The 12,776-nt window shown below is 67.3% G+C and carries 13 protein-coding genes; 7 read left to right on the forward strand and 6 right to left on the reverse strand.

The annotated features are described in order from the left end of the window. Positions 1-357: 357 nt before the first annotated feature. From ffh to trmD, 6 genes are all read left to right on the forward strand, one after another. On the forward strand, positions 358-1,911 hold the full coding sequence (gene ffh / locus SI859A1_RS00495) for a signal recognition particle protein (protein ID WP_009207925.1): 1,554 nt from the start codon (positions 358-360) through the stop codon (positions 1,909-1,911). A gap of 86 nt (positions 1,912-1,997) precedes the next feature. Then, the gene (rpsP, locus tag SI859A1_RS00500; RefSeq protein WP_009207926.1) at positions 1,998-2,420 is read left to right on the forward strand and encodes a 30S ribosomal protein S16; all 423 of its coding nucleotides are present in this window, start codon (positions 1,998-2,000) and stop codon (positions 2,418-2,420) included. A 121-nt stretch (positions 2,421-2,541) separates the two neighbouring features. Continuing rightward, positions 2,542-4,053: a sensor domain-containing diguanylate cyclase gene (locus SI859A1_RS00505; RefSeq protein WP_050767380.1), complete on the forward strand. Its 1,512-nt coding sequence runs from the start codon at positions 2,542-2,544 to the stop codon at positions 4,051-4,053. Between the two features lie 144 nt (positions 4,054-4,197). Continuing rightward, positions 4,198-4,782, forward strand: coding sequence for a ribosome maturation factor RimM (gene rimM, locus SI859A1_RS00510; RefSeq protein ID WP_009207928.1), 585 nt, complete (start codon positions 4,198-4,200; stop codon positions 4,780-4,782). A gap of 107 nt (positions 4,783-4,889) precedes the next feature. Beyond that, positions 4,890-5,192: a putative quinol monooxygenase gene (locus tag SI859A1_RS00515; RefSeq protein ID WP_040324905.1), complete on the forward strand. Its 303-nt coding sequence runs from the start codon at positions 4,890-4,892 to the stop codon at positions 5,190-5,192. Positions 5,193-5,199: 7 nt separating this feature from the next. Continuing rightward, positions 5,200-5,892 carry a tRNA (guanosine(37)-N1)-methyltransferase TrmD gene (gene trmD / locus SI859A1_RS00520; protein ID WP_009207929.1) on the forward strand — a complete coding sequence of 231 codons (693 nt, stop codon included), beginning with the start codon at positions 5,200-5,202 and terminating at the stop codon, positions 5,890-5,892. Between the two features lie 39 nt (positions 5,893-5,931). On the opposite strand, the gene sdhA is transcribed toward trmD, so the two are convergent. The 5 genes from sdhA to leuC form a co-directional block, all read right to left on the reverse strand. After that, positions 5,932-7,785, reverse strand: a complete 1,854-nt coding sequence (sdhA, locus tag SI859A1_RS00525) for a succinate dehydrogenase flavoprotein subunit (RefSeq protein ID WP_009207930.1) — start codon at positions 7,783-7,785, stop codon at positions 5,932-5,934. A 2-nt stretch (positions 7,786-7,787) separates the two neighbouring features. After that, complete coding sequence (sdhD, locus tag SI859A1_RS00530) at positions 7,788-8,168, reverse strand: succinate dehydrogenase, hydrophobic membrane anchor protein (RefSeq protein WP_009207931.1); 381 nt, start codon at positions 8,166-8,168, stop codon at positions 7,788-7,790. A 14-nt stretch (positions 8,169-8,182) separates the two neighbouring features. Next, on the reverse strand, positions 8,183-8,575 hold the full coding sequence (sdhC, locus tag SI859A1_RS00535) for a succinate dehydrogenase, cytochrome b556 subunit (RefSeq protein WP_009207932.1): 393 nt from the start codon (positions 8,573-8,575) through the stop codon (positions 8,183-8,185). A 216-nt stretch (positions 8,576-8,791) separates the two neighbouring features. Continuing rightward, a complete protein-coding gene (locus SI859A1_RS00540) occupies positions 8,792-9,271 on the reverse strand; it encodes a GNAT family N-acetyltransferase (protein WP_009207933.1) in 480 nt (159 codons plus the stop codon). Positions 9,272-9,425: 154 nt separating this feature from the next. After that, positions 9,426-10,841: a 3-isopropylmalate dehydratase large subunit gene (gene leuC, locus SI859A1_RS00545; protein WP_040324908.1), complete on the reverse strand. Its 1,416-nt coding sequence runs from the start codon at positions 10,839-10,841 to the stop codon at positions 9,426-9,428. Positions 10,842-11,244: 403 nt separating this feature from the next. Between leuC and SI859A1_RS00550 the strand changes: the two genes are divergently transcribed. Next, positions 11,245-11,781, forward strand: coding sequence for a DUF421 domain-containing protein (locus SI859A1_RS00550; protein ID WP_009207935.1), 537 nt, complete (start codon positions 11,245-11,247; stop codon positions 11,779-11,781). Positions 11,782-11,787: 6 nt separating this feature from the next. Here the strand turns inward: SI859A1_RS00550 and SI859A1_RS00555 are convergent, their stop codons facing one another. After that, the gene (locus tag SI859A1_RS00555; protein ID WP_202797856.1) at positions 11,788-12,567 is read right to left on the reverse strand and encodes a transcriptional regulator; all 780 of its coding nucleotides are present in this window, start codon (positions 12,565-12,567) and stop codon (positions 11,788-11,790) included. Between the last annotated feature and the right edge of the window lie 209 nt (positions 12,568-12,776).

Genomic DNA, 12,776 nt, shown 5'->3' on the forward strand with positions numbered 1-12,776 from the left:
AAGGTGGCGTCGTCGCTTCCGGCCGCCGATGATCGGAGGACCGGCACCGCCTGAGGGTCCGCCGCAGGCCGGGCTTCGAGCGCCGCAACGTTCCGCAGGGGCCGCGAAACTTGACATTGGCGGCCGGTCGGTGTTTCTGCAGACGCAAATCCGCGACATCTGTCCGCGACCCGCCGACCGTGCCCCTCTCGCAAGAGCCGCACGGAGGTCAACATCCGCCAGCGAGTTTCGCCCGCGGATGCGATCCTGCTTTGAGCATTGCCCGTCCGGCAGTGCCTTGAGCGCAGGCGGGTTTGCAGATCGGATCGAAGCGAACCACCTTTCGGCTCTGTTCGGAAGGCCGGGAAGGAAGCACGCATGTTCGATTCACTCCAGGACCGCCTCGGGTCCATCCTGAACGGCCTCACCGGCCGCGGCGCCCTGTCCGACAAGGATGTGGCGGCCGCGCTGCGCGAGGTCCGTCGGGCGCTGCTGGAGGCCGACGTCGCGCTGGAAGTGGTCCGGGACTTCACCGACCGCGTGCGCGCCAAGGCCGTCGGCGCGGAAATCCTGAAGTCGATCAGACCCGGCCAGATGGTCGTCAAGATCGTCCATGACGAGCTGATCGCCACGCTCGGCAGCGAGCAGGTCGCCATCGACCTCAACGCGCCGGCACCGGTCGTCCTGATGATGGTCGGCCTGCAGGGCTCGGGCAAGACGACGACCACCGGCAAGCTGGCCAAGCGCCTCACCGAGCGTCAGCGCAAGAAGGTGCTGATGGCCTCGCTCGATACGCGGCGCCCGGCGGCCCAGGAGCAGCTGCGCGTCCTTGGCGAGCAGACCGGCGTCGCGACCCTGCCGATCATCGCCGGCCAGGGACCGGTGGAGATCGCCGCCCGCGCCAAGCAGGCGGCCAAGCTCGGCGGCTACGACCTCGTCATTCTCGATACCGCCGGCCGGACCCATATCGACGAGCCGCTGATGGTCGAGATGGCCGACATCAAGCGGACCACCGAGCCCCACGAGATCCTGCTCGTCGCCGACTCCCTGACCGGCCAGGACGCGGTGAACCTCGCCCGCTCATTCGACGAGCGCGTCGGCATCACCGGCATTGTCCTGACCCGCGTCGACGGCGACGGCCGCGGCGGTGCGGCGCTGTCCATGCGCGCCGTCACCGGCAAGCCGATCAAGCTGATCGGTACCGGCGAGAAGATGGATGCGCTGGAGGATTTCCATCCCTCGCGCATCGCCGACCGCATTCTCGGCATGGGCGACATCGTCAGCCTCGTCGAGAAGGCCGCCGAGAACATCGACGCGGAAAAGGCCGCGGCGATGGCCAAGAAGATGCAGTCGGGGAAGTTCGACCTGAACGACCTCGCCGATCAGATCGGCCAGATGCAGAAGATGGGCGGCATGGGCGGCATGATGGGCCTGATGCCCGGCATGGGGAAGATGAAGGACCAGATGTCCGCCGCCGGCCTCGACGACAAGATGCTGAAGCGGCAGCTCGCCATCATCTCCTCGATGACCGCCAAGGAGCGGGGCAACCCCGACATCCTCAAGCACAGCCGCAAGAAGCGCATTGCCGCCGGTTCGGGCACCTCGTCCGCCGAGATCAACAAGCTGCTCAAGATGCACCGCCAGATGGCCGACATGATGAAGTCCATGGGCAAGGGCAAGGGCGGCATGATGGGCAAGATGATGGGCGGCCTGGCCGGCAAGATGGGCCTCGGCGGCATGGGCGGCATGCCCGGCGGTATGCCCGACCTGTCGAAGATGGACCCCAAGGAACTGGAAGCCATGGCCAAGGCCGCGCAGAGCGGCGGCATGCCCGGCCTTCCCAAGGGACTTCCCCCCGGCATCGGCGGACCGGGCGGCATGCCCGGCGGCGGTTTCCCGGGGCTGCCGGGACTGCCGGCAAAGAAGAAGTGACGGCCATCCGGCCCGACCGAACGACCTGAACACGCACTATCGAACCGATCGGCGCGCCGCCGATCTCGAACCAAAGGACAAGACCCATGCCCCTGAAGATGCGCCTCGCCCGTGCCGGCTCCAAGAAGCGGCCCTACTACCACGTCGTCGTTGCCGACGCCCGTTCGCCGCGCGACGGCCGCTTCGTCGAGCAGCTCGGCTCGTGGAACCCGATGCTGCCGAAGGACGCCCAGCGCGTCACGCTGAACGAGGAGCGGATCAAGCATTGGCTCGCCGAGGGCGCACAGCCGACCGACCGCGTCCTGCGCTTCCTCGACCAGGCCGGCATCATGAGCCGTCCGTCCCGCGCCAACCCGACCAAGGGCCTGCCGGGCAAGAAGGCCCAGGAGCGCGAGGCCGAGCGCAAGCAGCGTGAGGAAGACGCCGCAGCGGCCGCAGCGGAGGCCGAAGCGGCCAAGAACGCGCCGGCCGAAGAGGCTCCGGCCGAGGAAGCCGCTTCCGCCGAGTAAAGCGTCAAGTAAGCTTGGCGTAGCATCATCCTTGTGCAAACGGCGCCTCTGGGCGCCGTTTGAGCAGGGGCGGCATCGGAATGTTCCGGAGTGGTCGTCCTCAGGAGGGATACTGCTTCACATGCCCGATGCAAGACTGGACCCGGCCGACGGCCTCGGAAACGGCCCCGACGGCTGGGCCGAGACCGCGATCTTCGACCTGGCCCCCGTGCCGCTGTGGATCGAGGACTACAGCGGGGTGAAGGCGCTGTTCGAGGAATGGCGCGCCGCAGGAATCATCTCGGTCCGCGAGCATCTCGACGCCGATCCGTCGCGCGTCGCCGCCGCGGCACAGAGGATCCGGCTGATCGCCGTGAACCAGTGCACCCTCGACCTGTTCGAGGCGGACAATTTCCAGAGCATCTGCGACAATCTCGACAAGGTCTTTTCGGGCGACATGCTCGACAGCCACAAGGAAGAGCTGATCCAGCTCTGGGAGGGGCAGACCGAGTTCGAGAGCTATGCGGTCAATTACACGCTGACCGGCAAGCGCCTCGACGTGCAGCTCAAGGCCCGGCTCCTGCCCGGCCACGAGAGCGACTGGGAACGGCTGCTGATTTCCACCGAGGACGTGACCGAGCGCGAGGACCAGCGCCGGGAACTGGCGGTCAGCGAGAGCTTTGCACGCGGCCTGTTCGAATATTCGCCGGTCTCGCTCTGGGTGGAGGATTTCTCCGAGGTCAAGGCGCTGATCGACGATGTCCGGGAGCGCGGCATCACCGATTTCCGGACCTTCGTCGACGTCCATCCCGACTTCGTCAGCCGGTGCCTGTCCGAGATCCGCGTCATCGATGTGAACGAGCACACCCTGCAGCTGTTCGGCGCGGAGAGCCGCGACGATCTGTTCAGCCGGCTGGGCGAGGTGTTCCGCGACGCCATGGAGCAGCATTTCCGCGAGCAGCTCGTCGATCTGTGGGAGGGCAAGCTGTTCCAGCAGCGCGAGGTGGTCAATTACAGCCTCAGCGGCGACCAGCTCCATGTCCACATGCAGTTCTCGGTGTTTCCAGGGCGCGAGAGCGACTGGTCGCTGGTGCAGGTCGCCCTGACCGACATCACCGCCCGCAAGAAGGCCGAGGCCTATCTGGAATATCTCGGCAAGCACGACATCCTGACCAAGCTCTACAACCGCTCGTTCTTCGTCGACGAGCTGAACCGGCTGGAGCGCAAGGGCCCGACGCCGGTGACGATCATCGTTGCCGACCTCAATGGCCTGAAGACGGTCAACGACGTGATGGGCCATGCGGCCGGCGACGCGCTGCTGCGCCGGGCCGGCGAGGTGCTGAACGAAGCGGTGCGCGAGCCCTGCCATGTGGCGCGGATCGGGGGCGACGAATTCGTGGTGATGATGCCGGCCAGCAGCGAGGAGGACGGCCTGCAGATGGCCCAGAACATCGTCGAGCTGGTCGAGGTCAACAACCAGTTCTACACCGGCGCGGAGCTGTCCTTCTCGCTGGGCGTGGCAACGGCCGAGCCCGGCGAGCGCCTGGAGGCGACGGTCAAGCGCGCCGACGCCCGGATGTACGAGGCCAAGCGCAAGCACTATGCCGACGAGAAGCGCGATCGCCGCCGCGAGGCGCAGTCGCTGCTGAACTGAGACCGGCGTCACGCGCATGCCCGCTGTCGCCAAGGCGGGCGGGGCGGGCTATGTCGTGACCTTGTCCCATCCCGCGCATGAATGAGTCGTTCCCGATGCAGCAAGCGAGCGCACAGCGCGATCCGTCCCATGGCGAGATCGCCCATGTCTGAGACCGGCAAGCTCGAGAACCCCGTCCTTCTCGGCGTCGTCGGCGGGGCCCAGGGCATCAAGGGCGAGTGCCGCGTGCGCTCGTTCACGGCCGACCCGACCGATCTCGGCGCCTACGGGCCGCTCGTCGACGCCTCGGGCAATCGCTACACGGTGCTGTCGGCGCGGGTCGCCAAGAACGTCGTCGTGGTCCGCTTCAAGGAGGTCGCCGACCGCAACCACGCCGAACGGCTGAACGGGCGCAAGCTCTTCGTCGATCGTTCGGTGTTGCCCGAGCCGGCGGACGACGACGAGTTCTATCTGGAGGATCTCGTCGGCTACGCGGTCGAGACCGTCGCTGGAGACGCCGTCGGCACGGTCATCGCTTTCCACGACTTCAACGCCGGCGACATCGTCGAGATCCGCCCGACCAAGGGGCAGACCCTGATGATCCCCTTCTCCGAGGCGGCGATCCCGGTGATCGACGCGGAGCGGCGGCTGATGGTGGTCGAGCCGGGCCCCGCCGGACTGGCGACGCCCGACGACGCGCCGGAAGACGGCGGCGAGGCCGAAGGTGGCGCCGATCGCGACGCCCGCTAGGACGCCCGCCCGGCGCGCAGTTTACTCGCACCGCCCGATTGCGTAACCACCTGCCGGTAGGCACGCCGGCGAGGGGGCCGGCTGCCGTTTTCTGAGGGAGGACACACATGATCATCGTTTCCGGCATCCAGCGTCTCGACCCGGCTGATCTCGACCGGGTGCGCGAGGCCGCCCGCACCGTCATCGCCGCGACCCGCGAAGAGCAGGGCTGCATCGTCTATTCCTTCGCCGAGGACATGGTCGAGCCGGGCCTTCTGCGCGTCTACGAGGAATGGGAGACCCGCGAGGACCTGGAGCGGCATGCCAAGTCCGACCACGTCGCCGCCTGGCGCGTCGCGCTGGCTTCGGTCGAGGTGCTGCACCGCGACCTGAAGATCATCGAAGCCGGCGCCGTCCAGCCGCTCGGCTGATCCGCCCATGAGCTTCCGCGCCTCCATCCTGACGCTCTATCCGGAGATGTTTCCCGGCCCGCTCGGCGTATCGCTGGCGGGCCGCGCGCTGGAGCGCGGGGACTTCGCGCTGGAGACGGTGCAGATCCGCGACTTCGGCGTCGGCCGCCATCGCATGGTGGACGACACGCCGTCGGGCGGGGGCGCGGGCATGGTCATGCGCAGCGACGTGGTGGCGGCAGCGCTCGACCACGCCGCGCCCGAGGCCGACACCCGGCCGCGTATCCTGATGAGCCCGCGCGGCCGGCCACTGACCCAGGAACGGGTCCGCGAGTTGGCGGCGGGCGAGGGGGCGGTGATCGTCTGCGGTCGCTTCGAGGGCGTCGACGAGCGGGTGATCGCGGGACGCGGCCTCGAGGAGATCTCGATCGGCGACTACATCCTGTCGGGCGGCGAGGTCGGCGCGCTGGTGCTGCTCGACGCAGTCGTGCGGCTTCTGCCCGGCGTCATGGGCAATGCGGTGTCGGGCGATGCGGAGAGCTTCGAAGGCGGGCTCCTGGAGCATCCGCACTATACCCGGCCGGCCGAATGGGAAGGCCGGACGATCCCGCCGGTGCTGACCTCGGGCGATCATGGGGCGGTGGCGCGCTGGCGCCATGACGAGGCCGAGCGGCTGACCCGCGAACGGCGGCCCGACCTCCTGCCGGGCAAGTCCCGCTAGTCAGCGAAAAGCCGGCGGGCCGAAGCCCGCCGACGGGTCCTAGTAGACCCGCTTCTTCGGCTCGATGTAGTCGATCTGGTTCGACAGCGTGTAGGTGTGCACCGGTCGATCCTCAAGCGTGACGGTCTTGGCGACCGTGTCGCAGAAGGACAGGGTGTGCTTCATCCAGTTGGCGTCGTCGCGATCGGGGAAATCCTCGCGGGCATGGGCGCCGCGGGACTCAGTGCGGTTGCGCGCCGAATCCATGGTCACCACCGCCTGGGCGATGAGATTGTCGTATTCCAGCGTCTCGATCAGGTCGGTGTTCCAGATCAGCGAGCGGTCGGTGACGCGGATGTCGTCCGACGCCTTCCAGACCTCGTGGATCTTGGCGTGGCCTTCCTCGAGGATTTCGCCGGTGCGGAACACGGCGCAGTTGGATTGCATGGTGTTCTGCATGTCGGCGCGCAGTTCCGCCGTCGGCGTCGCGCCGTTGGCATAGCGGAAGCGGTCGAGGCGGGCGATCGCGTTGTCGCCGGCACCGACCGGCAGGTCGGGCTGCTCTTCCGCCGCGCTGACCGTCTCGGCGCAGCGAAGGCCGGCAGCCCGGCCGAAGACGACCAGATCGATCAGCGAGTTGGAGCCGAGCCGGTTGGCGCCGTGCACCGACACGCAGCCGGCCTCGCCGACGGCCATCAGGCCCGGCACGACCGTATCGGCATTGCCGTCCTTCTTGGTCAGGACCTCGCCGTGGAAGTTCGTCGGGATGCCGCCCATGTTGTAATGGACGGTCGGCAGCACCGGGATCGGCTCCTTGGTGACGTCGACACCGGCAAAGATCCGGGCCGATTCCGAAATGCCCGGAAGCCGCTCGGCCAGCACCGCCGGATCGAGATGATCGAGGTGCAGGTGGATGTGGTCCTTGTTCTTGCCGACGCCGCGACCCTCGCGGATCTCCATGGTCATCGAGCGCGAGACGACGTCGCGCGAGGCCAGATCCTTGGCCGAGGGGGCATAGCGCTCCATGAAGCGCTCGCCCTCGGAATTGGTCAGATAGCCGCCTTCGCCGCGCGAGCCCTCGGTGATCAGGCAGCCGGCGCCGTAGATGCCGGTCGGGTGGAACTGCACGAATTCCATGTCCTGCAGGGGCAGGCCGGCGCGCAGGACCATGCCGCCGCCGTCGCCGGTGCAGGTATGGGCCGAGGTGGCGGAGAAATAGGCGCGGCCGTAGCCGCCGGTGGCCAGGATCGTCTTCTTGGCGCGGAAACGGTGGATGGTGCCGTCATCGAGGCAGAGCGCCACGACGCCGCGGCAGACACCCTCTTCGTCCATGATCAGATCGATGGCGAAATACTCGATGAAGAACTCCGAGGAGTGCCGCAGCGACTGGCCGTAGAGCGTGTGCAGGATGGCGTGGCCGGTGCGGTCGGCGGCGGCGCAGGTGCGCTGCGCGGCCGGGCCCTGGCCGAACTCGGTGGTCATGCCGCCGAAGGGGCGCTGGTAGATCTTGCCGTCCTCGGTGCGCGAGAAGGGCACGCCGAAATGCTCCAACTCGTAGACGGCGGCCGGCGCGTTGCGCACCAGATATTCGATGGCGTCCTGGTCGCCCAGCCAGTCCGACCCCTTGACGGTGTCGTACATGTGCCAGCGCCAGTCGTCCTTGCCCATGTTGCCGAGCGAGGCGGCGACGCCGCCCTGGGCCGCGACCGTATGCGAGCGGGTCGGGAAGACCTTGGTGATGCAGGCGGTCTTCAGGCCGGCCTGGGCAGCGCCGAGGGTGGCGCGCAGGCCGGCGCCGCCGGCGCCCACGACGACCACGTCGAAGGTGTGGTCGGTGAATTCGTAGGCCTTGCCGTTCTGGGACGGCGCCGTGCGGTGCGGCTGGCCGTTTGCGTTGGTGCCGTTCGTGGCCATGGTCAGACTCCGAAGCTCATCCGGGCGATCGCGAACAGGCTCGCGACGGCGATGGCGATGGCGAAGAAATTGTTGAGGATCAGCAGCGGCAGCTTGGTCGTGCCGTGCACATAGTCCTCGATGATCACCTGCATGCCGAGACGCATATGGTAGGTGAAGGAGATCACGGTCAGTGCGACCAGCAGTCCCACCAGCGGATGCGCGAGGGCCGCGCGGACCTCGGCATAGGGCTGGTCGTGCAGGACGATCAGCAGGATCACGAAGCCGGTGATCAGCACCAGATTGGAGATCGCCGACAGGCGCTGCTGCCAGAAATGGCCGGTGCCCTCATGGGCGGAGCCGAGGCCGCGGACGCGGCGAAGCGAGGTTCTCATCTCAGTCATGGAATTATCCTCCCTCAGCCGAAGACCACGATGCCGACCCACAGGATCAGCGTCAGCGCAAGCGAGGCGACGAGGGTGGCCTGGGCCAGTTTCGTCGACGTCTCCTTGCTGAGCCCGATGCCGGTGTCCCAGATCAGATGGCGGATGCCGCCGAACATGTGGTGGAGAAGCGCCCAGGTGTAGCCGAACAGGATGATCCGGCCGATGATCGAGCCGAAGAAGGCCGAGGCATAGGAGAAGGCCTCCGGGCCGCTCGCGGCGGCAATCAGCCACCAGACGAAGAGCAGCGTGCCGACATAGAGCGCCGAACCGGTGATGCGGTGCAGGATCGACATCGCCATGGTCGGGCGGAATCGGTAGATCGAAAGATGCGGCGAGAGTGGCCGCGCAGTCTTGAGGTCGGACATGGGTGCCTTCTTGTCCTCGCATTGGCCAGGCGCTGTGCGCGGGGGCCGGGTTGCCCTTCCCCTACAGCGATCGGAACGCTTCTAAAAGGCTTATCGCAATTGCGAAAGCAACCCTTTGGGCGCGGGATCGCTGGGGGCGGTTCGGCTTAATCGATTAGGCGCGGCAAGAAGGCGCGCGACGGGCGGGTCGCCGCCGGAGCCGATGCGCGCGGCGAATCAGCGCTGGGACGGATCGCGGTCGCGGAAGCGGATGACGTAGCTCGCCCAGTCGGCGGGATCGGCGACCTTTTCGTAGAGACCGCGTCCGGTGCCGGGCGTGCGCGGGGCGTGCAGCACCAGCTTCGACCAGCCACGACCGTCGGCCTCCTCGGCGAGAAGATCGATCATCGCCTTGGCGATGCCCTTCCGGCGATGCTGGTGGTCGACATAGATATGATCGGCAAGGCCCGAGCGCATGCCGGTCCACACATCCGGCAGGTCGTAGAAGATCACGAAGGCGACGAGCCGGCCGTTCAGCCGCGCGCCCAGCACCTCGGCGGTGCGGTCCTGCAGCAATTGCTCGGCATAGTACGTGTCAGGTGCGCCCGGCGGGCCGCGAAACAGCGACTGGTTATAGGCCGAGATCAGCGGCGCCAGATCGCGCGCATCGCCCAGCCGCAGGCGCTCAATGTCGATATCGGGGGCCGGAATTTCCATCCGGTCTGTGTCGACCGGAACGCGGCGGGCGTCAAGCCTGTGACGCAGGGTCGGATACACGCGAAAAGGGCGGCCCCGTTGCCGGTGCCGCCCCTTGCAGGCCCTATGATCAAGGGCGATGCGCCGCCGCTCGGCGGCGACGCGGCTCGTGCCCCTAGCGCCAGTCGCGGATGTCGACGAAGTGACCGGCGATGCCGGCGGCGGCCGCCATGGACGGCGAGACCAGATGGGTGCGGCCCTTGTAGCCCTGCCGGCCCTCGAAATTGCGGTTCGAGGTCGAAGCGCAGCGCTCGCCGGCTTCGAGCCGGTCCTCGTTCATGCCGAGGCACATGGAACAACCCGCCTCGCGCCATTCGAAGCCGGCATCCTTGAAGATGACGTCGAGGCCCTCTTCCTCGGCCTGCGCCTTCACGAGGCCCGAGCCCGGCACGATCATGCCCGACACGCCTTCGGCGATACGGCGGCCCTCGACGACCTTGGCGGCTTCCCGCAGATCCTCGATGCGACCATTGGTGCAGGAGCCGATGAAGATCTTGTCGACCTTGATGTCGGTCATCTTCGTGCCCGGCGTCAGGCCCATATATTCAAGCGCGCGCTCCTTGGACTTGCGCTTGTTCTCGTTCTCGATGGCGGCCGGATCCGGCACGACGCCGTCGATCGAGACGACGTCCTCGGGCGAGGAGCCCCAGGAGACGATCGGCGGCAGGTTCGCCGCGTCCAGATGCACGATCTTGTCGTAATGGGCGCCCTCGTCGGAGGCGAGGCTGCGCCAGTAATCGACGGCCATCTGGAAGGCTTCGCCCTTGGGCGCGCGCGGACGGCCCTCGATGTAGCGATAGGTGGTCTCGTCGGGCGCGATCAGGCCGGCCCGGGCCCCGGCCTCGACCGACATGTTGCAGATGGTCATGCGACCTTCCATCGACAGGCCGCGGATCGCCTCGCCGGCATATTCGATGACGTGGCCGGTGCCGCCGGCGGTGCCGATCTGGCCGATGATGGCGAGGATGATGTCCTTCGACGTCACGCCCTCCGGCAGCGCGCCGTCGACCTGGACGAGCATGTTCTTCGCCTTGGACTGGATCAGCGTCTGGGTGGCGAGCACGTGCTCGACCTCGGAGGTGCCGATGCCGTGGGCGAGTGCCCCGAAGGCGCCATGGGTCGAGGTATGGCTGTCACCGCACACGATGGTCATGCCGGGCAGGGTGAAGCCCTGCTCGGGGCCGATGATGTGGACGATGCCTTGGCGGCGATCGGCGGCGTCGTAATATTCGATGCCGAAATCGGCGGCGTTCTTCGCCAGCGCCTCGACCTGGATACGGCTTTCCTCGTTCTTGATGCCATTCACCCGGTCGGCGGTCGTCGGCACGTTGTGGTCGACGACGGCGAGGGTGCGCTCGGGCTGGCGGACCTTGCGGTTGGTCAGGCGCAGGCCCTCGAAGGCCTGCGGGCTGGTGACCTCGTGAACGAGATGGCGGTCGATATAGAGGAGGCAGGAGCCGTCCTCCTGCTGGGCGACGAGATGCTCGTCCCAGATCTTGTCGTAGAGGGTGCGCGGTTTGGCCTGGCTCATGGGTCGGTCCTTCTCCGGCGGGCGTCGTGCTCCGGCCGGTCTGTGCATGGATGAAACGATGGGCGGGGGGCTCGTGGCCCTCGCATCCTGGCGCCTAGAGGCCGTCGGCGGCGAACAGGCGATAGAAGAAACGTCCCGGCAGCCGCGCGTGGTCGGAGAGCTTGGCGAAGCCCTCGCTGGTCGGCAGGCGTCGACGCGCCTTCATGTCCCGGATCCGATGCATGGGCACAAAATAGCGATTGCTGCGGCAGGTGACAATCGGGGCGCGGTGTCGGCGCGTGCGCTTTCCTGCGATGGCGGCGGGAACCGTCGCGCGCTTCGGCGATTGGCTCTTCCAAGCGGCATGTCGGGGCGCTCCGCGATCCCCGGTGCCAGAAGCGAACCCGGACAAAGCCGAGCGATCATGTTCTTCGACAGCTGGTACGACCTTTTCCGCATCGTGACCGTCGGGGCGCTGGCCTATGCCGGCCTCGTCTTCCTGCTGCGGATCACCGGCAAGCGCACCCTGTCGAAGATGAACGCCTTCGACCTGGTGGTGACGGTGGCGCTCGGTTCGACGCTGGCCACGGTGCTCCTCAGCAAGGATGTGACCCTGACAGAAGGGCTGGTGGCGTTCCTGCTCCTGTGCGCGCTGCAATATGGCGTGGCCAGCGCGTCGCTCTATTCGGCGCGGTTCCGCGACATGATCAAGGCCGAGCCGACGCTGCTGTTCTTCCGCGGCCGGTTTCTGGGGCCGGCGCTGCGCCACGAGCGGGTGACCGAGGACGAGGTGATCGCCGCGATGCGCTCGAGCGGCCATGCCGCGATGGCCAATGTGGATGCGGTGGTGCTGGAGACCGACGGGTCGTTCAGCGTGCTGGGCAAAGGTTCGGCGCCGGCCGACACGTTGCGCACGGTCAACGATCGCACCAACGCCTCGGAACTGACCGCCAACGGCTGATCCGCGTCAGTCCGGGACGGCGAGCTTGCGGATGAAGGCCGGGGTGTGCCGGGCCTCGAACTCCGATTCGCGGATCAGGCCGTCGATATGGCGGGTCAGTTCCAGAACCTGCCGCCGCTCGCGGAAGGCGAGGTAGAACTGCCCGACATAGATGATCGCCTGCAGCGGGCCGAACACGGTGACGGGCGCCGAGAACACCTTCTTCCTGTCGAAGAGATAGAGCCGGAGCGAGGGGTAGAGCTCCTCGGTCAGCTGCCGCAGACGCTCGAGCTGGGCGCGGCGCTCGGCCGCCGGCAGGCCGCGCCAATAGCCCTCGCCGGCGGCAAACCCCTCCAGCGCATCGATCGGCATTGCGATCTCGTAGTCAGTGTCGGGGGCCCGCAGGTAGTCCAGCCGGTCGCGCATGTCGGCGATCGCCTGGTCGGAGGTGCGGCCGAGGAAGTCGCCATATTCGAACCGCAGCACCTCCTCCGACTTCAGCATGTCGGGCAGGGTTGCCGGCACATGGCGGATCTTGTAGCCGCGGGCTTCCTCGTGCCAGCGGAAGATCAGTTCGTCGGAGGGCGCTCGCGCGGCCTCCTCGATCCGCATGGACGCCTGCAGCATCTCGGCCGTCCGCTCCGGTCGATCGGTCAGGCCGAGCAGCCAGTCGGACGAAACGCCGAGGGCGGAGGCCGATTCGGCCGCGAACTGGGTGTTGGGCAAGCGTCCGTCGTCGGACGAGAGAATCAGCGACACTGTCGAGCGATCGGCGCCGGTGGCCCGGGCGAGGGCGCTCTTGGTCATGCCGGTCGCCGTCATTGCGCTGGCGAGGCGTTCTCGGAACAGCCGGGAGCGTTGGCGCTTGTCCATCATCCGTGAAGTTTATCACGTTTTGGGGATAAAATCTGCGAACGTGACTTCAACCATGAGAATTCACGGAATACCCCGGACCGGGTGGCCGAGCTATGGAGAGGGCGTCCGCACGAATGGTGGAGCCTCGCTCGAAGCCGTTT

The organism is Aurantimonas manganoxydans SI85-9A1, from assembly GCF_000153465.1.
In the GTDB taxonomy this organism is placed as follows: Bacteria; Pseudomonadota; Alphaproteobacteria; order Rhizobiales; family Rhizobiaceae; genus Aurantimonas; species Aurantimonas manganoxydans.